The 20555-nt window shown below is 67.3% G+C and carries 19 protein-coding genes and 4 tRNA genes; 3 read left to right on the top strand and 20 right to left on the bottom strand.

Annotated features, from left to right (window positions below):
* Positions 1-11 precede the first annotated feature (11 nt).
* From rpoB to trpE, 18 genes are all read right to left on the bottom strand, one after another.
* Positions 12-4133 carry a DNA-directed RNA polymerase subunit beta gene (gene rpoB, locus HLB44_RS05300; protein ID WP_173121427.1) on the bottom strand — a complete coding sequence of 1374 codons (4122 nt, stop codon included), beginning with the start codon at positions 4131-4133 and terminating at the stop codon, positions 12-14.
* A 298-nt stretch (positions 4134-4431) separates the two neighbouring features.
* A complete protein-coding gene (gene rplL / locus HLB44_RS05295) occupies positions 4432-4809 on the bottom strand; it encodes a 50S ribosomal protein L7/L12 (protein ID WP_173121424.1) in 378 nt (125 codons plus the stop codon).
* A 43-nt stretch (positions 4810-4852) separates the two neighbouring features.
* Positions 4853-5383: a 50S ribosomal protein L10 gene (rplJ, locus tag HLB44_RS05290; RefSeq protein ID WP_173122220.1), complete on the bottom strand. Its 531-nt coding sequence runs from the start codon at positions 5381-5383 to the stop codon at positions 4853-4855.
* A 302-nt stretch (positions 5384-5685) separates the two neighbouring features.
* Positions 5686-6381, bottom strand: coding sequence for a 50S ribosomal protein L1 (gene rplA, locus HLB44_RS05285; RefSeq protein WP_173121422.1), 696 nt, complete (start codon positions 6379-6381; stop codon positions 5686-5688).
* A 1-nt stretch (position 6382) separates the two neighbouring features.
* Positions 6383-6814, bottom strand: a complete 432-nt coding sequence (gene rplK, locus HLB44_RS05280) for a 50S ribosomal protein L11 (protein ID WP_173121420.1) — start codon at positions 6812-6814, stop codon at positions 6383-6385.
* Between the two features lie 176 nt (positions 6815-6990).
* A complete protein-coding gene (gene nusG, locus HLB44_RS05275; RefSeq protein ID WP_173121418.1) occupies positions 6991-7578 on the bottom strand; it encodes a transcription termination/antitermination protein NusG in 588 nt (195 codons plus the stop codon).
* A gap of 13 nt (positions 7579-7591) precedes the next feature.
* Positions 7592-7978: a preprotein translocase subunit SecE gene (secE, locus tag HLB44_RS05270; protein ID WP_173121416.1), complete on the bottom strand. Its 387-nt coding sequence runs from the start codon at positions 7976-7978 to the stop codon at positions 7592-7594.
* Positions 7979-8088: 110 nt separating this feature from the next.
* A tRNA-Trp gene (locus tag HLB44_RS05265) sits at positions 8089-8164 on the bottom strand.
* A gap of 20 nt (positions 8165-8184) precedes the next feature.
* Positions 8185-9375 (bottom strand): elongation factor Tu, encoded by a 1191-nt coding sequence (gene tuf, locus HLB44_RS05260; RefSeq protein WP_173121414.1) that lies wholly within the window; start codon positions 9373-9375, stop codon positions 8185-8187.
* A 57-nt stretch (positions 9376-9432) separates the two neighbouring features.
* Positions 9433-9507: transfer RNA gene (locus tag HLB44_RS05255), tRNA-Thr, on the bottom strand.
* 54 nt (positions 9508-9561) lie between these two features.
* A tRNA-Gly gene (locus HLB44_RS05250) sits at positions 9562-9635 on the bottom strand.
* Between the two features lie 60 nt (positions 9636-9695).
* Positions 9696-9781 (bottom strand) — tRNA-Tyr (locus HLB44_RS05245).
* Between the two features lie 61 nt (positions 9782-9842).
* Entirely contained in the window at positions 9843-10571 is a 729-nt protein-coding gene (locus tag HLB44_RS05240; protein WP_173121412.1) for a uracil-DNA glycosylase, read from the bottom strand.
* Positions 10568-11359 carry an indole-3-glycerol phosphate synthase TrpC gene (trpC, locus tag HLB44_RS05235; protein WP_173121410.1) on the bottom strand — a complete coding sequence of 264 codons (792 nt, stop codon included), beginning with the start codon at positions 11357-11359 and terminating at the stop codon, positions 10568-10570. Before trpC ends, HLB44_RS05240 begins: the two co-directional genes overlap by 4 nt.
* Before the next feature lie 12 nt (positions 11360-11371).
* Positions 11372-12406 (bottom strand): anthranilate phosphoribosyltransferase, encoded by a 1035-nt coding sequence (trpD, locus tag HLB44_RS05230; protein ID WP_173121408.1) that lies wholly within the window; start codon positions 12404-12406, stop codon positions 11372-11374.
* A gap of 23 nt (positions 12407-12429) precedes the next feature.
* Positions 12430-13449, bottom strand: coding sequence for a low-specificity L-threonine aldolase (gene ltaE, locus HLB44_RS05225; protein WP_173121406.1), 1020 nt, complete (start codon positions 13447-13449; stop codon positions 12430-12432).
* 142 nt (positions 13450-13591) lie between these two features.
* Positions 13592-14176 carry an aminodeoxychorismate/anthranilate synthase component II gene (locus HLB44_RS05220; RefSeq protein WP_173121392.1) on the bottom strand — a complete coding sequence of 195 codons (585 nt, stop codon included), beginning with the start codon at positions 14174-14176 and terminating at the stop codon, positions 13592-13594.
* Between the two features lies 1 nt (position 14177).
* A complete protein-coding gene (gene trpE / locus HLB44_RS05215; protein WP_173121390.1) occupies positions 14178-15668 on the bottom strand; it encodes an anthranilate synthase component I in 1491 nt (496 codons plus the stop codon).
* Positions 15669-16077: 409 nt separating this feature from the next.
* Here trpE and HLB44_RS05210 point away from each other — a divergent pair, with 409 nt between their 5' ends.
* Positions 16078-16692, top strand: coding sequence for a chalcone isomerase family protein (locus tag HLB44_RS05210; protein WP_425500793.1), 615 nt, complete (start codon positions 16078-16080; stop codon positions 16690-16692).
* A gap of 5 nt (positions 16693-16697) precedes the next feature.
* On the opposite strand, the gene gph is transcribed toward HLB44_RS05210, so the two are convergent.
* Positions 16698-17375, bottom strand: a complete 678-nt coding sequence (gene gph / locus HLB44_RS05205) for a phosphoglycolate phosphatase (RefSeq protein ID WP_173121388.1) — start codon at positions 17373-17375, stop codon at positions 16698-16700.
* Positions 17372-18055, bottom strand: coding sequence for a ribulose-phosphate 3-epimerase (gene rpe / locus HLB44_RS05200; RefSeq protein ID WP_173121386.1), 684 nt, complete (start codon positions 18053-18055; stop codon positions 17372-17374). The genes gph and rpe overlap by 4 nt, the downstream gene beginning before the upstream one ends.
* A gap of 66 nt (positions 18056-18121) precedes the next feature.
* Between rpe and apaG the strand changes: the two genes are divergently transcribed.
* Both apaG and HLB44_RS05190 read left to right on the top strand, forming a co-directional pair.
* On the top strand, positions 18122-18496 hold the full coding sequence (gene apaG, locus HLB44_RS05195; protein ID WP_173121384.1) for a Co2+/Mg2+ efflux protein ApaG: 375 nt from the start codon (positions 18122-18124) through the stop codon (positions 18494-18496).
* A 14-nt stretch (positions 18497-18510) separates the two neighbouring features.
* Complete coding sequence (locus HLB44_RS05190; RefSeq protein WP_217283548.1) at positions 18511-20514, top strand: site-specific recombinase; 2004 nt, start codon at positions 18511-18513, stop codon at positions 20512-20514.
* Positions 20515-20555: the final 41 nt, after the last annotated feature.

The raw sequence follows: 20555 nt of genomic DNA, 5'->3' as shown, positions 1-20555 counted from the left end.
CTGTTCCTGTTTCAGTTGCGCTCGAGTTCCATGTCGATGCCCAAGGAGCGGATCTCCTTGACCAGGACATTGAACGACTCCGGCATGCCGGCATCGATCGCGTGTTCGCCCTTGACGATGTTCTCGTAGACCTTGGTGCGGCCATTCACGTCGTCGGACTTCACGGTCAGCATTTCCTGCAGCACGTAGGACGCGCCGTAGGCCTCGAGCGCCCACACTTCCATCTCGCCGAAGCGCTGGCCGCCGAACTGCGCCTTGCCGCCCAGCGGCTGCTGGGTGACGAGCGAGTACGGGCCGGTGGAGCGGGCGTGCATCTTGTCGTCGACCAGGTGATGCAGCTTCAGCACGTGCATGTAGCCTACGGTGACCGGGCGCTCGAAGGCGTCGCCGGTGCGGCCGTCGTGCAGCGTGGCCTGCGTGCGCGTGGCGGTCAGGCCCTTCTTCGCGGCGATGTCGTCCGGGTACGCCAGCTTGAGCATCGCGCGGATCTCGGCTTCCGCCGCACCGTCGAACACCGGCGTCGCGAAGGGCACGCCCTTGGCGAGGTTCTCGGCCATCTCGAGCACGTCGTCATCCGACAGCAGCTCGATGCTCTCGCTCTTGCCGCCGGACTTGTTGTACAGCTCGTCGAAGAACTTGCGCAGCTCGGCCACCTTGGCCTGTTGCTGCAGCATGTCGCCGATGCGCTGGCCGATGCCCTTGCCGGCCCAGCCGAGGTGAACCTCGAGCACCTGGCCGACGTTCATCCGCGAGGGCACGCCGAGCGGGTTCAGCACGATGTCGCAGGGCGTGCCGTCGGCCATGTAGGGCATGTCCTCGACCGGCACGATCTTCGACACGACGCCCTTGTTGCCGTGGCGGCCGGCCATCTTGTCGCCGGGCTGCAGGCGGCGCTTGACGGCCAGGTAGACCTTGACCATCTTCAGCACGCCCGCGGGCAGCTCGTCGCCCTGCGTCAGCTTCTTGCGCTTCTCTTCGAACGCCAGGTCGAAGCTGTGGCGCGTCTGCTCGAGCGAGTTCTTGATCGACTCGAGCTGGTTGGCGACCTCGTCTTCGGCCGGGCGGATGTCGAACCAGTGGTACTTCTCGACCGAGGCCAGGTAGGCCTTGTCGATCGCCGTGCCCTTGGCGATGCGCTGCGGGCCGCCGTTGGCGATCTTGCCCGTCAGCAGCTTCTCGATCCGGTCGAAGGCGTCGGCCTCGACGATGCGCAGCTGGTCGTTCAGGTCGAGGCGGAAGCGCTTCAGCTCGTCGTCGATGATCTGCTGGGCGCGCTTGTCGCGCTGGATGCCTTCACGGGTGAAGACCTGCACGTCGATCACCGTGCCCATCGTGCCCTGGTCGACGCGCAGCGAGGTGTCCTTCACGTCGGACGCCTTCTCGCCGAAGATCGCGCGCAAGAGCTTTTCTTCCGGCGTCAGCGTGGTCTCGCCCTTGGGCGTGACCTTGCCGACCAGCACGTCGCCGGGGCTGACCTCGGCGCCGATGTAGACGATGCCCGACTCGTCCAGGCGGGCCAGCTGCTGCTCGCTCAGGTTCGGGATGTCGCGCGTGATTTCCTCGGGCCCGAGCTTGGTGTCGCGCGCCATCACCACCAGTTCCTCGATGTGGATCGAGGTGTAGCGGTCTTCGGCGACGACGCGTTCGCTGATCAGGATCGAGTCTTCGAAGTTGTAGCCGTTCCAGGGCATGAACGCGACCAGCATGTTCTGGCCGAGCGCCAGTTCACCCAGGTCGGTCGACGCGCCGTCGGCCACCACGTCACCCGAGGCCACCATGTCACCCCGGCGCACGATCGCGCGCTGGTGGATGTTGGTGTTCTGGTTCGAGCGCTGGTACTTGATCAGGTTGTAGATGTCGACGCCGACTTCACCGGCCACCGTCTCGTTGTCGTTGACGCGGATCACGATGCGGTTGGTGTCGACGTAGTCGACGACGCCGCCGCGGCGGGCCGTGACGACGGTGCCCGAGTCGATCGCGGCGACGCGCTCGACGCCGGTGCCGACGAAGGCCTTCTCCGGACGCAGCACCGGCACCGCCTGGCGCTGCATGTTGGCGCCCATCAGCGCGCGGTTCGCATCGTCGTGCTCGAGGAAGGGCACCAGCGACGCAGCCACCGAGACGATCTGCGCCGGGGCGACGTCCATGTACTGGATGCGCTCGGGCGAGGTCAGCACGGATTCGCCGTGCTCACGCGCCGAGACCAGCTCGTCGGTCAGCGTGCCGGCGCCATCGAGCGACGCGTTCGCCTGCGCGATGACGTACTTGCCTTCTTCGATCGCCGACAGGTAATCGATCTGGTCGGTCACCTTGCTGTCCATCACCCGGCGATACGGCGTCTCGAGGAAGCCGTATTCGTTCAGGCGGGCGTACAGCGCCAGCGAGTTGATCAGGCCGATGTTCGGACCTTCCGGCGTCTCGATCGGGCAGACGCGGCCATAGTGCGTCGGGTGCACGTCGCGCACCTCGAAGCCGGCGCGTTCGCGCGTCAGGCCGCCCGGGCCCAGTGCCGAGACGCGACGCTTGTGCGTGATCTCGGACAGCGGGTTGGTCTGGTCCATGAACTGGCTGAGCTGCGAGGCCCCGAAGAACTCCTTCAGCGCCGCGGAGATCGGCTTGGAGTTGATCAGGTCGTGCGGCATCAGCGCGTCCGTCTCGGCCTGGCCGAGGCGTTCCTTGACGGCCTTCTCGATGCGCGCCAGGCCCGAGCGGTACTGGTTCTCGGCCAGCTCGCCGACGCAGCGCACGCGGCGGTTGCCCAGGTGGTCGATGTCGTCGACATCGCCGCGACCGTTGCGCAGCTCGACCAGGATCTTGACCACGTCGAGGATGTCCTCGTTGGTCAGGGTCATCGGGCCTTCGGGCGCATCGCGGCCGACGCGGGCGTTGAACTTCATGCGGCCGACGCGCGACAGGTCGTAGGTGTCCTCGTTGTAGAAGAGGCGACCGAACAGCGCCTGCACGGCGTCTTCCGTCGGCGGCTCGCCGGGGCGCATCATGCGATAGATCGCAACGCGTGCGGCCAGCTCGCTGTCGGTCTCGTCACCGGCCAGCGTCTGGCTGATGTAGGCGCCCTGGTCCAGCTCGTTCGTGAACAGGCACTGGATGTCCTTGATGCCGGCGACACGCAGCTTCTTCAGCAGCGATTCGGTCAGCTCGTCGTTGGCCTTCGCAACGATCTCGCCGGTGTCCGGGTCGACCATGTTGCGCGCGATGATGCGGCCGACGAGGAAGTCCTCGGGCACCGAGATGAAGCGCGTCTCGGTCTGCTCGAGCTGGCGGACATGGCGCGCGGTGATGCGCTTGTCCTTCTCGACGATGACCTTGCCTTCCTTGTCGGTGATGTCGAAGCGGGCGACTTCACCGCGCAGGCGATCGGCGACGAATTCGAGCTGTGCGCCCGAGTCCATCAGGCGGAAGTTATCGAAGACGAAGAAGTGGGCGAGGATCTGCTCGGGGTTCAGGCCGATGGCCTTCAGCAGGATCGTCACCGGCATCTTGCGGCGGCGGTCGACGCGGAAGTACAGCACGTCCTTCGGGTCGAACTCGAAATCGAGCCACGAGCCGCGGTACGGAATGATGCGGGCCGAGAACAGCAGCTTGCCCGAGCTGTGCGTCTTGCCCTTGTCGTGCTCGAAGAAGACACCCGGCGAGCGGTGCAGCTGCGAGACGATCACGCGCTCGGTGCCGTTGACGATGAAGGAGCCGTAGTCGGTCATCAGGGGCACTTCGCCCATGTAGACCTCCTGCTCCTTGATCTCCTTGACCACCTTGGCCGGCGCCGACTCGCGGTCGTAGATGATCATCTGCAGCCGCGCACGCACGGCCGCAGCGTAGGTCAGGCCCCGCTGCTGGCACTCGCGCACGTCGAACGGCGGCTTGGCGATGTTGTATTCGATGAACTTCATCTCGACCATGCCGTTGTGCGACACGATCGGGAACGCCGACAGGAACGCTGCCTGCAGGCCTTCGGGTTTGCGCTTCTGAGGCGCGAGGTCGTTCTGCAGGAAGGCCACGTAGGCCTCGCGCTGCATCGTCAGCAGATAGGGGACTTTCAGAACGCTCGCGCGCTTGCCGAAGCTCTTGCGAATGCGCTTACGTTCTGTGTAGCTGTAGGGGGTTGCTTGCGCCATGGATACTCCGTGTCGACGATGCGCACCAGGGCCCGTGGCGCGCATCCCGTCGGCGACTGGCACTTGAGACGTTGCGCCTCAAAGCTTGGTGGCTGGCCACTACCAGCCGCTGGCGGACAACCCCGGCGTTGCACCGGAGCCCGACCAAACCGGTTCTCTGCAGTCGGTTCAGAGAACACTTGAAAAAGCCCCCGAAGATACCCGGATTGACTTTTTCAGGTGCTCTCCAGGGTCATGCCCTGAAGCGCAAAAGGCTGGCAGGCCGTTTCCGCCTGCCAGCCCCTGCAACCTGGATGGATTACTTGAGTTCCACCTTGGCGCCGGCGTCTTCCAGCTTCTTCTTGGCAGCTTCGGCGTCGGCCTTGGCAATGCCTTCCTTGACCGGCTTCGGCGCGCCGTCGACCAGGTCCTTGGCTTCCTTCAGGCCCAGGCCCGTCAGTTCGCGAACGGCCTTGATGACCTGCACCTTGTTGGCGCCGGCTTCCAGCAGTTGCACCGTGAACTCGGTCTTTTCCTCGACGACGGCAGCGGCGGCACCGCCACCACCGGCGGCCGGAGCAGCCATCGAAGCGGCGGACACGCCGAACTTCTCTTCAATGGCCTTCACCAGGTCATTGAGTTCCATCACGGACATGCTGTCCATCGCCGTCAGGAAGGCGTCTTTGTCGAATGCCATTTCAGATTCCTCGATTCAGTAGATTCGGTTGATTGCGTGCGGTTCAGGCCGCGGCAGGGGCTTCGGCAGGCGCTTCGGCTTCCGCCGGCGCTGCGTTCTTCTCGGCCACGGCGGCCAGCACCGCTGCCAGTCGCTGGATCGGCGACTTCAGCAGGCCTGCCACCTGGGAGATCAGCACTTCGCGGCTGGGGATGGCTGCCAGGGCCTTGACCCCGTTGGCATCCAGCGCCCGGCCGGCGTAAGCGCCGCCCTTGACGACCAGCTTGTCGTTGCCTTTGGCGAAGTCAGCGATGACTTTCGCGGCAGCGACCGCGTCTTCGGAAAAGCCGTAGATCAGCGGGCCGGCCATGCTCTCCGCGGCCACCTCGAACGGCGTGCCGGTGACGGCGCGACGGGCAAGCGTGTTCTTCAGCACGTGAAGATAAACGCCCTTGTCGCGCGCCTCGCGGCGCAGCTTGTTCAGGTGTTCGACGGTGAGGCCACGGTACTCGGCCAGCGCGAGCGTCTGCGAACGGGCCACTTGCGCGGCGACGTCCGAGATCACGGCTGCTTTCTCGTTGCGATTGAGACTCAAGGTCTGCTCCTCACAAATACGCGCCGACAACCCCGTCTCCAGGGCCCCCGGCGCACCCGGGTTGCAGCGACCAAACCTTCCAGTCAACCGAACCTGCGGCCTCGCGACCACAAATCCACTGTCCTTCAGGTGGGACCGCCATCTGCGCTGGCCGGAGGTCTCGAGGACTCCCGATTAAGAGGCCGGCTCGAATCGAGCCCGCTTCGCCAGCGGTCTTGGATGGCCCGCCGCGGTTACCCGCGGCGGCCACCAAACTGCATACGGGCCGCGCGCTAGACCGGCGCGCCGCCCGTGTTTTCATTTCAGGCCGCGAGCGACGTCATGTCGACGCGCACGCCGACACCCATCGTCGACGAGACAGCAAGCTTTCGCAGGTACACGCCCTTGCTCGACGCCGGCTTGGCCTTCGTCAGGGCCTCAAGCAATGCCGCCAGATTTCCCTTGAGCTTGTCGTCGTCGAACGAACGACGGCCGATCGTGCCGTGGATGATGCCGGCCTTGTCGACGCGGAACTGCACCTGGCCGGCCTTCGCGTTCTTCACCGCGGTGGCGACGTCGGGCGTCACGGTGCCGACCTTCGGGTTCGGCATCAGGCCGCGCGGACCGAGGATCTGGCCCAGCGTACCGACCACGCGCATCGTGTCCGGCGACGCGATGACGACGTCGAAGTTGATGTTGCCGGCCTTGATGTCGGCGGCCAGGTCGTCCATGCCGACCAGGTCGGCGCCCGCGGCCTTGGCTTCCTCGGCCTTCGCGCCCTGCGCGAACACCGCGACACGCTTGGTCTTGCCGGTGCCGTTGGGCATCACGACCGCGCCGCGCACGACCTGGTCGGACTTCTTCGCGTCGATGCCGAGCTGCACTGCGACGTCGATCGATTCATCGAACTTCGCGGTCGCGTGGGTCTTGATCATCGACAGCGCGTCATTGATCGCGTAGAGCTTGAGCGTGTCGATCTTGCCGACCTGCGCCTTTTGCTTTTTCGTGAGTTTGGTCATGTCAGACCCCTTCCACCACGAGGCCCATCGAGCGGGCCGAGCCGGCGATCGTCTTGACCGCGGCGTCCATGTCGGCCGCGGTCAGATCCTTGATCTTGACCTTGGCGATTTCCTCGAGCTGCGCCCGCGTGACCTTGCCGACCTTGTCGAGGTGAGCACGGCCCGAGCCCTTTTCGATCTTGGCGGCCTTCTTCAGCAGCACGGTCGCCGGCGGCGACTTCAGCACGAAGGTGAAGGACTTGTCGGCGAAGGCGGTGATGACCACCGGCAGCTTCAGGCCCGGCTCGTAGCTCTGCGTCTGCGCGTTGAACGCCTTGCAGAACTCCATGATGTTCAGGCCGCGCTGACCGAGCGCCGGACCGACCGGCGGCGAGGGGTTGGCCTTGCCCGCCGGAATTTGCAGCTTGATGAAGCCGACGATTTTCTTTGCCATGAATGGCTCCTCGAGTTCAAGCGCCTGTCACGAAGGACAGGCTCCTCGTCTGTTTGCGACCCTGTTCGTGATCAGCCGCGGATGCCGGGTCGCCCGCATCGGCCGCCGTGAAACTCAGACTTTTTGCCCTCAGGCCCTGCGGGTCCTCGGGCGAAAAGTGTGATGAACGGCGTTCATCACACTTTTTCGACCTGCGCGAAATCCAGCTCGACGCCGGTGGCACGCCCGAAGATCGTGACCGAGACCTTGACCTTGGACTTCTCGTAGTTGACTTCTTCGACCGCGCCGTTGAAGTCGGTGAACGGGCCTTCCTTGACCCGCACCAGCTCGCCGACCTGCCACTCGACCTTGGGCCGCGGCTTCTCCAGACCTTCCTGCATCTGGTTGACGATCTTCATGACCTCGGCTTCGGAGATCGGCGCCGGCCGGTTCTTCGCGCCACCGACGAAGCCGGTGACCTTGCTGGTGTGCTTGACCAGGTGCCAGGACTCGTCGTCCATCAGCATCTCGACCAGCACGTAGCCGGGGAAGAAGCGCCGCTCGGTGACCGACTTCTTGCCGTTCTTCAGCTCGATGACTTCTTCGGTCGGCACCAGGATGCGGCCGAACTTGGCGTTCATGCCGGCGCGGTCGATGCGTTCGCGCAGGTTGCGCTCGACCGCCTTCTCCATGCCGGAATAGGCATGCACGACGTACCAGCGCATCGGGTTCGCCGGGGCGGCAGTCGCCGCTTCGGTCGGGATGGGTTCTTGCTGCTCGCTCATGCTCGGGAATCCTTCAGCGCCGCCAGCCCAGGATCAGATCGAAGATCAACCACTGCAGCGTCTTGTCGGTCAGGAACAGGAACAGCGCCATCACGACGACGAAGGCGAACACGTAGCCCGTCATCTGCATCGCTTCCTTGCGCGCCGGCCAGACGACCTTCTTGACCTCACGCACCGAATCGCGGCCGAAAGCGATCAGCTGCTTGCCAGGCTCGGCGGTGAAAAAGGTCACGACCGCCAGCGCCAGCACCACCAGCAGCGCCAGCACGCGCAGCCACAGGTCCTGCTTGCCCAGCAGGTAGAAGGCCGCGACGCCGGCTACCACCAGCACGCCGGCGGCGGCGAGCTTGGCCTTGTCCGCGCCGGTGGAGACGGTTTCGACTTGCGTGTTGGTGGCCATGTTTTCTACTGTGCGCCCATCAAGAGCCAAGGCCCGCTGAGGCTTTTGGAAGCCTGCGGGCCGTGGCGTTCAGGGCCGGAATCTCGTCTGTCCGCTTCAGAACCTTCTGGTGGCAGGGGCAGAGGGAATCGAACCCCCAACCTTCGGTTTTGGAGACCGACGCTCTGCCAATTGAGCTATACCCCTGTGGTCCCGCGGAAACGTTCTTACTCGATGATCTTGGCGACGACGCCGGCGCCGACGGTGCGGCCACCTTCGCGGATCGCGAAGCGCAGGCCCTCTTCCATCGCGATCGGGTTGATCAGCTTGACCGTGATGCTGACGTTGTCGCCAGGCATCACCATCTCCTTGTCCTTCGGCAACTCGACCGCGCCGGTCACGTCCGTCGTGCGGAAGTAGAACTGCGGGCGGTAGTTGTTGAAGAACGGCGTGTGGCGTCCGCCCTCTTCCTTGCTCAGCACGTAGATCTCGGCTGTGAAGTGCGTGTGCGGCTTGACGCTGCCCGGCTTGCACAGGACCTGGCCGCGCTCGACGTCTTCACGCTTGGTGCCGCGCAGCAGGATGCCGACGTTGTCACCGGCCTGGCCCTGGTCCAGCAGCTTGCGGAACATCTCGACGCCGGTGCAGGTCGTCTTCTGCGTCGCGCGAATGCCGACGATCTCGATTTCCTCGCCGACCTTGATCACGCCACGCTCGACCCGGCCCGTCACCACAGTGCCGCGGCCCGAGATCGAGAACACGTCTTCGACCGGCATCAGGAAGGCGCCGTCGATCGCTCGCTCGGGCGTCGGGATGTAGGCGTCCAGCGCATCGGCCAGCTTCATGATGGCTTGTTCGCCCAGCGGGCCCTTGTCGCCTTCCATCGCCAGCTTGGCGCTGCCGTGGATGATCGGGGTGGCGTCACCGGGGAATTCGTACTTGTCGAGCAGCTCGCGCACTTCCATCTCGACCAGCTCGAGCAACTCGGCGTCGTCGACCATGTCGCACTTGTTCAGGAACACGATGATGTAGGGCACGCCGACCTGACGGGCCAGCAGGATGTGCTCGCGCGTCTGCGGCATCGGGCCGTCAGCGGCCGAGCACACCAGGATCGCGCCGTCCATCTGCGCCGCACCCGTGATCATGTTCTTCACGTAGTCGGCGTGGCCCGGGCAGTCCACGTGCGCGTAGTGCCGGTTGGCCGTCTCGTACTCGACGTGCGCGGTGTTGATCGTGATGCCGCGCGCCTTCTCTTCCGGCGCCGCGTCGATCTGGTCGTAGGCCTTCGCCTCGCCGCCGAACTTCGATGCCAGCACCGACGTGATCGCCGCCGTCAGCGTCGTCTTGCCATGGTCCACGTGACCAATCGTGCCCACGTTCACGTGCGGCTTGGTCCGTTCGAACTTACCCTTTGCCATGTTGCGCGCTCCTCGCGATCAAACAGGAATTGACGTTGCAATAGATGTTGATGAGGTTGGTGCCCATGGCGCGGATCGAACGCGCGACCTCTCCCTTACCAAGGGAGTGCTCTACCACTGAGCCACATGGGCATCGACACAGGTCTGGGCTCTTGCTACTGAACTCAGACCCCTGGCGACGGACGCTGGAGCGGGAGACGGGAATCGAACCCGTGTCATTAGCTTGGAAGGCTAAGGTTCTACCATTGAACTACTCCCGCCTTGCCTGCTGCGCGGACCAGCATCACACCGCGCAACAGACCTTCCAATACTTTTCGCTGTGGTGGAGGAGGCTGGATTCGAACCAGCGTAGGCGTAAGCCAACAGATTTACAGTCTGCCCCCTTTAGCCACTCGGGCACCCCTCCGCAGCGAGCCCGCGACTATAGCAGATCCGGACAAGCCGGCAATCAGCGCCCGGGCGCCGGATCAGCGCCCCCAGTCGATCCCGCTGCCGCCGCCGGACTGCGCGGCGATGAACTCCCTCGCGCGGCCGAAGTGGCCGCATCCGAGGAAGGGCACCGGCGGGCGGCGCGCGGACAACGGCGACGGGTGATTGGCCGCCAGGACCTGGTGACGCCCCCCGCCGGCGGCGTCGATCAACGGCGCCTTGGCCTGCGCATGTGCGCCCCACAGCAGATAGACCTTGCCGCCGGGATCGGTGGCCGTCGTGCGGATCAGCGCATCGGTCAGCGACTCCCAGCCGCGCTTCGCATGCGAGGCGGGCTGGCCGTCCTCGACCGTCAGGACGGTGTTCAGTAGCAACACGCCCTGTTCCGCCCAGCCGCCGAGGTGTCCGCCGGTGCTGCGCGGGATGCCGAGGTCGCGCGCCAGCTCGGCCAGCATGTTGCGCAGGCTCGGCGGGACGGCCACACCAGCCGGCACCGAGAACGCGAGGCCTTCAGCCTGGCCCGCGCCGTGGTAGGGATCCTGGCCGAGGATCACGGCCCGCACCGCCGCGCGTGGCGTGCGCTCGAGCGCGGCGAGCACGTGCGCTGGATAGATCACCGCGCCGGCCCGGCGGCGCGACTCGACGAACTCGATCAGCTGGCGACCCGCCGGTCCGGCACGCCAGGCCTCGATCACCGGCCGCCAGTCGGCGGGCGCACGATCGAGCACCGCGTCGAGCGGCTCCACCAGCCGGTTGTCGACCGTCATCCGAACAACGCGGCGAGCGCCGCGCCGGGGTCGTGCGCGCGCATGAAGGCCTCGCCGACCAGGAAGGCGTGCACGTCGGCCGCGCGCATGCGCTGCACGTCGGCCGGCGTGAGGATGCCGGACTCGGTCACCAGCAGCCGGTCGGCCGGAACGCGAGCTTTCAGCGCGAGCGTGGTGTCGAGCGACACCTCGAAGCTGCGCAGATTGCGGTTGTTGATGCCCAGCAGCGGCGTCTTCAGCTTCAGCGCACGCTCGAGCTCGTCGCCGTCGTGCACCTCGACCAGCACATCCATGCCGAGCCGCAAGGCGCAGTCCTCGAGCTCGGCCATGCGCCCGTCATCGAGGCAGGCGACGATCAGCAGGATGCAGTCAGCGCCCATGCCGCGCGCCTCGTAGACCTGGTACGGGTCGACGATGAAGTCCTTGCGGATCACCGGCAGCACGCAGGCCGCGCGTGCCTCGCGCAGGTGCTCGGGCGCACCCTGGAAAAAGCCGCGATCGGTCAGCACGCTCAGGCAGGCCGCGCCGTGGCGGGCATAGCTGGCGGCGATCTCCGCCGGCACGAAGTGCTCGCGGATCACGCCCTTGCTCGGGCTCGCTTTCTTGACCTCGGCGATCACCGCCGGCAGCCCGGCCGCGCGCTTGGCGCGCAGCGCGTTGACGAAGCCGCGTGTGTCGTGGTGGCTTTCGGCCTCGGCCCGGATCGACGCCAGGTCGCGCTGCGCGCGCGCCGCCGCAACTTCCTCGTGCTTGACCGCGACGATGCGCTGCAGGATGTCGGAGGACATGGCGCTTGCCGCTCAGGCCGGCCGCAGCTTGTTCGTCACCGCGACGAACTGGCTCAGCTTCGCCGCCGCCGCGCCGGAAGCCACCGTTTCGCGCGCCCGCTTGACGCCTTCGACCACGTTGCCGGCAACACCCGCCGCATAGAGCGCCGCGCCGGCGTTCAACAGCACGATGTCGCGGATCGGTCCGTCTTCGTTGGCCAGCGCGCGCTGGATGCACTGCACCGACTCTTCCTTGTTGGCGACACGCAGCACGCGCGAGTCGTAGACCGGCAGGCCGAAGTCGCTCGGATGCACGGTGTACTCCCGCACCTCGCCGTTCTTCAGCTCGCCGACCAGCGTCTCGCCCGACAGCGAGACCTCGTCCATGCCGTTCATGCCGTAGACGACGAGCACGTGCTCGGAGCCCAGACGCTGCAGCACCCGCACCTGGATGCCGACCAGGTCGGGGTGGAACACGCCCATCAGCTGGTTCGGCGCGCCAGCCGGATTGGTCAGCGGCCCGAGGATGTTGAAGATCGTGCGCACGCCGAGCTCCTTGCGCACCGGCGCCGCGTGCCTCATCGATGCATGGTGGTTCGGCGCGAACATGAAACCGATGCCGGTCTCGGCCAGGCAGGTCGCGACCTGCTCCGGCGCCAGCGTGATGCAGGCGCCGAGCGCCTCCAGCACGTCGGCCGAGCCGGAGGTCGACGACACGCTGCGCCCGCCATGCTTGGCGACGCGCGCGCCGGCGGCCGCGGCGACGAAGGTCGACGCGGTCGAGATGTTGAAGGTGTGCGAGCTGTCGCCGCCGGTGCCGACGATGTCGACCAGGTGCGTGCGATCGGCCACCACCACCGGCGTCGCGAACTCGCGCATCACCTGCGCCGCGGCGGCGATCTCCCCGATGGTTTCCTTCTTCACGCGCAGCCCGATCGCGAACGCGGCGATCATCACCGGCGACATCTCGCCGCTCATGATGCGGCGCATCAGCGCCAGCATCTCGTCGTGGAAGATCTCGCGGTGATCGATGACGCGGGTCAGCGCTTCGGTGTTGGTGATCGACATGGCGACGCTCGCTGGAAGGGGGCTCAAAAGATCTCGCGCAGGATGCGCAGGGCGCGTTCGACGTCCTCGCGCGTGACGTCGAGGTGGGTGACGAAACGCAGCCGGTACAGGCCGGTGAAGCGCACGCCGCGCGCTTCGGCCGCCTTGACGACGGCCTGGCCGTCGCGGTCCTTCGCCAGGTCGACGAAGACGATGTTGGTGTCCGGCGTCACGACGGTCACGCCGGGCAGGCCGGTCAGTCCTTCGGCCAGCAGGCGCGCATTCGCATGGTCCTCGGCCAGGCGCTCGACGTGGTGGTCGAGCGCGTGCTGCGCGGCGGCGGCCAGCAGGCCGGCCTGTCGCATCGTGCCGCCGGCCATCTTGCGGATGCGCTTGGCGCGGGCGATCAAGTCCGACGAGCCGACCAGCGCCGAGCCGACCGGCGCGCCGAGGCCCTTGCTGAAGCACACCGAGACGCTGTCGTACAGATCGGCAATGCGCCGCGCGTTGGCCTTCGCATCGCCGCCCATCGCGACGGCGGCATTGAAGAGCCGCGCGCCGTCGAGGTGCGCCGCCAGGCCCTTCGAACGTGCCAGATCGGTCGCCGCGCGCTGGTAGTCGAGCGACAGCACCTTGCCGCCGATCGTGTTCTCCAGGCACAGCAGCCGCGAGCGCGCGAAGTGTGGGTCGTCCGGCTTGATCGCCGCCTCGATGTCGGCCAGCGCCAGCGAGCCGTCGGGCTGGTTGTTCAGCGGCTGCGGCTGGATGCTGCCCATCACCGCGGCGCCGCCGGCCTCCCAGCGGTAGGTGTGGGCGCCCTGGCCGACGATGTATTCGTCGCCGCGCTGGCAGTGCGCCATCAGGCCGCACAGGTTGCTCTGCGTGCCGGTCGGCATGAACAGCGCCGCCTCCTTGCCGAGCAGCGCCGCGACGTGGTCCTGCAGCGCATTGACGCTCGGGTCGTCGCCGAACACGTCGTCGCCGAGCGGCGCGGCCATCATCGCCGCGCGCATCTCACGCGTCGGCTGCGTGACGGTGTCGCTGCGAAGGTCGATCACTTTCATCTCGGGTTCTCCGTGTCACTCAAGCACAACCTGCCCCCGCAGTGACGCCGACCAAGCCAAGCGGCCGCCGCGGATCCGGCTTTGCCGGGCCGCTGGCGGCGCCCCCTTGAGGGGGAGGCGCCGAAGGCGCTTCGGGGGTGGGTCATTTCATGCGGGTCAGGAAGTTGCGCAGCATCGCATGGCCATGCTCCGACAGGATCGACTCCGGGTGGAACTGCACGCCTTCGAGCGGATTCGCGGTGCCGGCGAGCGCGCGGTGGCGCACGCCCATGATCTCGCCGTCCTCCGACGTCGACGTGACCACCAGTTCCTGCGGGCAACTCTCGCGCTCGATCACCAGCGAGTGGTAGCGCACCACGCTGAACTGCGCCGGCAGCCCGGTGTAGACGCCGTGCTGATCAGTTGCCAGCGTGCTGGCCTTGCCGTGCATCTGCTGCTGCGCCCGCACGATCTTGCCGCCGAGCGCCGCACCGATGCTCTGGTGGCCGAGGCAGACGCCGAGGATCGGCAACTTGCCGATGAACTCGCGGATCGCCGGCACGCAGATGCCGGCCTCGGCCGGCGAACACGGCCCCGGTGACAGCACCAGGTACTCGGGTTTCAGCCCGGCGATGCCTTCGAGCGTGATCTCGTCGTTGCGATGAACCACCACCTGCTGGCCCAGCTCGCCGAAGTACTGCACCAGGTTGAAGGTGAACGAGTCGTAGTTGTCGATCATGAGCAACATGTCAGAAGCCCTCCTCGACGAGTTCGGCGGCGCGGATCAGCGCGCGCGCCTTGTGCTCGGTTTCCTTCCACTCCAGCTCAGGCACCGAGTCGGCAACCACGCCCGCCGCCGCCTGCACGTACAGCGTGTTGTTCTGGACGATGCCGGTGCGGATGGCAATCGCCACGTCCATGTCGCCGGCGTAGCTCAAGTAGCCGCAGGCGCCGCCGTAGATGCCGCGCTTGACCGGTTCCAGCTCGTCGATGATCTCCATCGCGCGGATCTTCGGCGCGCCGGTCAGCGTGCCGGCCGGGAAGGTGGCGCGCAGCACGTCCATGTTGCTCATGCCGGGTTTCAGCATGCCCTCGACGTTGCTGACGATGTGCATCACGTGCGAGTAGCGCTCGACGACGAAGGCCTCGGTGACCTTGACGCTGCCGGTCAACGCGATGCGGCCGATGTCGTTGCGTGCCAGGTCGATCAGCATCAGGTGCTCGGCCCGCTCCTTCGGATCGGCCAGCAGCTCGGCCTCGATGGCTTTGTCGGCCTCCGGCGAGGTGCCGCGCGGCCGCGTGCCGGCGAGCGGGCGAATGGTGATCTTGTCGCCGGTCTGGCCGTCCGCGGTCTGCACGTGCTCGTGCCGCACCAGGATCTCGGGTGATGCGCCGACCACCTGGAAGCTGCCGAAGTCGTAGAAATACATGTACGGGCTCGGATTCAGCGAACGCAGCGCGCGGTACAGCGACAGCGGCGACTCGGTGTAGCGCTTTTTAAGCCGCTGGCCGATCTGTACCTGCATCATGTCGCCGGCGGCGATGTATTCCTTGCTCTTCAGTACGGCATCGAGGTAGGCCTGTTTCGAGAACTCGCGCTCGACGGCATACGAAGGCCCGCGCTTGACCGGCGGCGCCGTCACCGAAAAGCGCAGCCGGTCACCCAGCTCAGCGAGCCGCCGCTTGGCCTTGAAGTAGGCCTCGGGCTCGGCCGGGTCGGCGTAGACGATCAGGTAGAGCCGGCCCGACAGGTTGTCGATCACCGCCAGCTCTTCGCAATGCAGCAGCAGGATGTCCGGTGTGTCGAGGCCGCCCGGCTTGGCGGTCTGCGAGAGCTTGGGCTCCATGTAGCGCACCGCGTCGTAGCCGAAGTAGCCGGCCAGCCCGCCACAGAAGCGGGGCAGCCCGGGCCGCAGCGCGACCTTGAAGCGCGCCTGGTAGGCGGCGATCACGTCGAGCGGGTTGCCCTCGTGCGTCTCGACGACGCGGTCGTCGGTGACGATCTCGGTGCTCGCGCCGGTCGCGCGCAACAGCGTGCGCGCCGGCAGGCCGATGAACGAGTAGCGGCCGAAGCGCTCACCACCGACGACGGATTCGAGCAGGAAGCTGTGCTTCTGGCCGCCGGCGAGCTTCAGGTACAGCGACAGCGGGGTTTCGAGGTCGGCCAGCGCCTCGGTCAACAAGGGGATGCGGTTGAAGCCCTGCGCGGCAAGGCTCTTGAATTCGAGTTCGGTGATCACGGGTCGGGCCTCCTGATGCCCGACGCTCACGCCATCGCGGCGCGAGCGCCATCAATCGTGCGTCGATGTCGACGGTGAGGGGCTGGCGCGGTCAGAACGCGGCAGCCACCTCGAGCGATGTGCCGTGTGGCGGGACCGGATGCGGGTGTCGGGGACGGAGTCGGCCGGTCGGCCAGCGGCAAGTCAGACGGCGGCGAGACAGTGTCGCCAGGGCCAGGCTCCCCGGTCCGCTGAACCTTTGGTCTGCTTGCGCGTGATGAACATAGGCCGGCGAGTGTAGCGCGGCGCAGTTGCGGCAACGCAAAGCGTGACTTCATTGATGGCGGGGCTTCGGAAACGTATGCATACTTTCGGGTTTTGCGCCAGCCCGCAATCTTGGGGGCGCTCGAAAGACAAGGAAGTTGCAGTGATTTTTCGACGAACCCTGTTGGCGGCCGCCGGCCTGAGCCTCGCCGGCCTGCTCGCCGCGATGCCGGCCGGCGCCCAGACCACCGAGGTCGGCGGCGTCAAGTACGACAACACCGTGCGCGTCGGCGGCGAGACCCTGGTGCTCAACGGCGCCGGCATCCGCTACAAGGCGGTGTTCAAGGTCTACACCGCGGGCCTGTACCTGACGCAGAAGGCGGGCACGCCCGAGGCTGCGATCGCCACCGGCGGCCCGAAGCGCATCCATGTCGTGATGCTGCGCGACATCGACGCCAACGAGCTCGGCAAGCTCTTCACCCGCGGCATGCAGGACAACTCACCGCGCGAGGAGTTCGCCAAGTCGATTCCCGGCACCATCCGCATGGGCGAGATCTTCGCGGCGAAGAAGAAGCTCAATACCGGCGAGAGCTTCAGCGTCGAGTTCCTGCCGAATGCCGGCACCTCGGTGCTGGTCAACGGCAAGGTGGTCGGCGAATCGATCAAGGAGCCGGAATTCTTCACCGGCCTGCTGCGCATCTGGCTCGGCAGCAAGCCGGCCGATACGGCCCTGAAGGACCTGCTTCTCGGCCACAAGCCGCAGCCACGCGTCGAGAACTGAGCGCTTCAGGCGCGCCCGTGCAGCGCGCCGACATCGAGCGCATCGAGCCGCTCGATGACCGCATCGGCGCCGGCCGCGGCGACCGGCTCGCCGTGGTTGTAGCCGTAGTTCACCAGCACGACCGGGCAGCCGGCGGCGCGCGCCGCTCGCGCATCGTTGCTCGAGTCGCCGATGACCAGCGTGCGCGCCGGCGCGCTGCCCAGCGCCGCGCAAGCGCGTTGCACCGGCAGCGGATCGGGCTTCTTGCGCTCGAAGGCATCCCCGCCGAAGACGTGGGCGAAGAAACGATCGAGCCCCTTGGCCGCCAGCAGCGGGCGCGCGAAAGCGCCGGGCTTGTTGGTCAGGCAGGCGAGCTTCAGCCCGGCCTGCACCAACTGCTGCAACCCCTCGACCACGCCGGGATAGACCTGCGCGCACTGGCCGTTGATCGCCAGGTAGTGCGCCTGGTAGCGCTGCCAGGCGTCGTCGTAGAGCGACTGCGCGGCGCCGACCTCGGTCAAGGTCGAGCGGATCAGGTGCTCCGAGCCGCGGCCGACGGTGCGCTCGATGAAGGCGCGCGCCACGCCACGCTGGCCCAGGTCCGCCAGCATGCGATTCAGCGCCAGCTCGAAATCGCCGACGGTGTCGATCAGCGTGCCGTCGAGGTCGACGATCGCCGCTTGAAGCCGGGCGCCGCCGCTCACGCCGCAAGCGCCGCGCGCATCTGGTCGATCACCACGCGATAGTCGGCCTGGCCGAAGATCGCGCTGCCAGCGACGAAGGTGTCGGCGCCGGCATCGGCGACGCGGCGGATGTTGTCGACCTTGATGCCGCCGTCGACTTCCAGCCGGATGTCGCGACCGCTGGCATCGATCAGCTTGCGCAGCCGCTCGGTCTTGCGCAGCGCGCTGTCGATGAAGCTCTGGCCGCCGAAGCCGGGGTTGACGCTCATCACCAGCACCAGGTCGACCTTGTCGATCACCCACTCGAGCACGTCGATCGGGCTCGCCGGGTTGAACACCAGCCCGGCCTTGCAGCCGGCCGCCTGGATCACCTGCAGCGAGCGGTCGACGTGCGCGCTGGCGTCCGGATGGAAGCTGATGTAGTCGGCGCCGGCCTTCGCGAAAGCCTGTGCCAGCGCATCGACCGGCTGCACCATCAGGTGCACGTCGATCGGCACGCGGGCGCCGTCGGCCGCCAACGCGTGCTTGCGCAGCGCCTCGCAGACCATCGGCCCGAAGGTCAGGTTCGGCACGTAATGGTTGTCCATCACGTCGAAATGGATCCAGTCGGCACCGGCGCCGATGACGTTGCGCACTTCGTCGCCGAGGCGGGCGAAGTCGGCGGACAGGATGCTGGGGGCAATGCGAAAGGTGCGCGACATAGGGGGATGGGCAGGAGATACGTGCGGATACCTCGGCGATTTTCACAGGCTTCCTAGAATGCTCCGATGTCTCGTCCTGAATTCACCTGCAGCGTCGCCGTTCGTCCGCTGCCCGAGCAGACCGATGCGGCCAACGAGCTTTACGCGTACGCCTACACGGTGACGATCCGCAATACCGGCGACGTCGCCGCGCAGCTGATCGCCCGCCACTGGCGCATCAGCGACCACCGCGGCCACGTGCAGCAGGTGCGGGGCCTCGGCGTCGTCGGCCACCAGCCGCTGCTCAAGCCCGGTGAGCAGTTCGAATACACCAGCTGGGCGCAGATCGCGACGCCGCAGGGGTCGATGCAGGGCGAGTTCTTCTGCATCACCGACGACGCTCACTGGTTCGAAACGCCGGTGTCCGAATTCGCGCTGGCCGACGCCGCCGCATTGCACTAGAAAGATTCATTCATTTGGCCTGGGACCTGACGGCGCTGCTCAACGCCGCCGATCCGAAAGCCGCGCGCCCGGAACGCCACACCTGGCTGGTGCGGCTGGTCGAGTGGCTGCGGCATGGCGAGGCCGAGCGCGGGCCGGACGAGACGCCGCGGCCGGTGCTGCGGCTGAAGCACCTGCTGAACGTGCTCGAGCGCCACGACGAACCGCGCCAGCGCATCGTCGCGCTGCTCGGCCGCTTCTGGCGCGAGACCGACCTGGCCGCGCTGTTCGCTGACTTCGGTTTCACCGCGCGGCGTGACGTCTGGGGCGAGATCGGCGAGCGCCTGCGCCTGCGCTTCCTGCCGGCGACGCCGGACACCGACGACCCGGGCGTGCTGTTCGCGCTGCTGTTCACCGACGACGGCGATGCCGCGTGGCTGCGGGCGATCGACGAGACGACGCTGCGCCGGCTGGCGGCGCTGTTCGCGGTGGCACGTGCCGATGGCCAGGCGACCCACGGCAGCGCCAGCACCAACGGCAACGGCGCCGACTGGCGCGCGCCGCTGCTGCAGGGAATGACCTGGCTGGTCAGCGCGATCCACGCCGCCGGCCTGGCGCCGCAGCTGCGCCGGCGCATGAGCCCCGGCCTGCTCGCCGACCGGCCGTTCGAACAGCTGGTGCGCGCCGGAGAGGCGGTGGCCGACGCCCTGTCCGGCGGCGACGACGCCGCGATGCGCCGCCACGTCACCTTCCTGCGCGCGCTGCTGGAGCGCTGCCACCGCGCCGCCGCCAGCGTCACCGCGCACCTGGAGGAATTCGGCGTCTCGGTGCACATCGTGTTCGAGCTGGAACAGCTCGATGCGCGCATCCGGCGCCTCGAAGCGCTGCTCGGCGTGCTGCTGTCCGACGTGCCGCAGCGCGAGCTGCAGCAGCTGCTGGCCGAGTTGGTCGCGCTGTCGCGCGAGCGCTTCAGCCTGCGCGCGCTGCTGGCGCGGCAGTACTCGCTGCTCGCGCGCAAGGTCGCCGAGCGCCATGCCGAGACCGGCGAGCACTACATCACCCGCACCCGCGCCGAGTACCGCGCGATGCTGGCCAAGGCCAGCGGCGGCGGCGGCGTCATCGCGCTGACGGTGTTCCTGAAGTTCGGCCTGCTCGCGCTCGGCCTGGCACCGTTCTGGAACGGCTTCGCGGCCGGCCTCAACTACGCGCTGTGCTTCATCGCGATCCACCTGCTGCACTGGACCGTGGCGACCAAGCAGCCGGCGATGACCGCGCCGGCGATGGCCGAGAAGCTCGCCAACGTCACCGACGAGGCGGCGGTCGAGGACTTCGTCGATGAGGTCGCCCACCTGGTGCGCTCGCAGATCGCCGGCATCGTCGGCAACCTGGCGATGGTGATCCCGGTCGTGCTGGCGCTGCAGTGGCTGGCGTGGTGGGTGTTCGGCCGGCCGCTGGTCGGCGATGCCGATGCCGTGCACGTGCTGCACTCGCTGCCGATCGTCGGGCCGACGCTGCTGTATGCGGCGTTCACCGGCATCTTGCTGTTCGGCAGCAGCTTCATCGCCGGCTGGGTCGAGAACTGGTTCGTCTACCACCGGCTCGACAGCGCGCTCGCGCATCACCCGGCCATCGTCGCGCGGCTCGGCGCCTCGCGCGCCAGCCGCTGGGCGCACTGGTGGCGCCACAACATCTCGGGGCTCGCGGCCAACGCGTCGCTCGGGCTGCTGCTCGGGCTGGTGCCGACGCTGTTCGCCTTCATCGGCCTGCCGATCGACGTGCGCCACGTGACCCTGTCGACCGGTCAGCTCGCGGCCGCCGCCAGCACGCTCGGCTGGGCCACGCTGCAGATGCCGGTGTTCTGGTCCTGCGTCGCCTCGCTGCCCTTGATCGGCGTGCTGAACCTGGGCGTCAGCTTCTGGCTCGCGCTGCGCGTCGCGCTGCGCTCGCGCGGCATCACGCTGAGTGATCAGCGCCGGCTGTATGCGGCGATCCGGCGCCGCGTGCGCGAGCGGCCGCGCAGCTTTTTGCTGCCCGATTGAGCCTATTCGTCGTCGCGGCGCTCGCCGCGCCGGCGCCCGCT

The organism is Pseudaquabacterium terrae (genome assembly GCF_013266755.1).
Classification (GTDB): domain Bacteria; phylum Pseudomonadota; class Gammaproteobacteria; order Burkholderiales; family Burkholderiaceae_C; genus Pseudaquabacterium; species Pseudaquabacterium terrae.
Note: the sequence above shows the minus strand (reverse complement) of the source record. Positions and strands in the feature narration are given on the sequence as shown.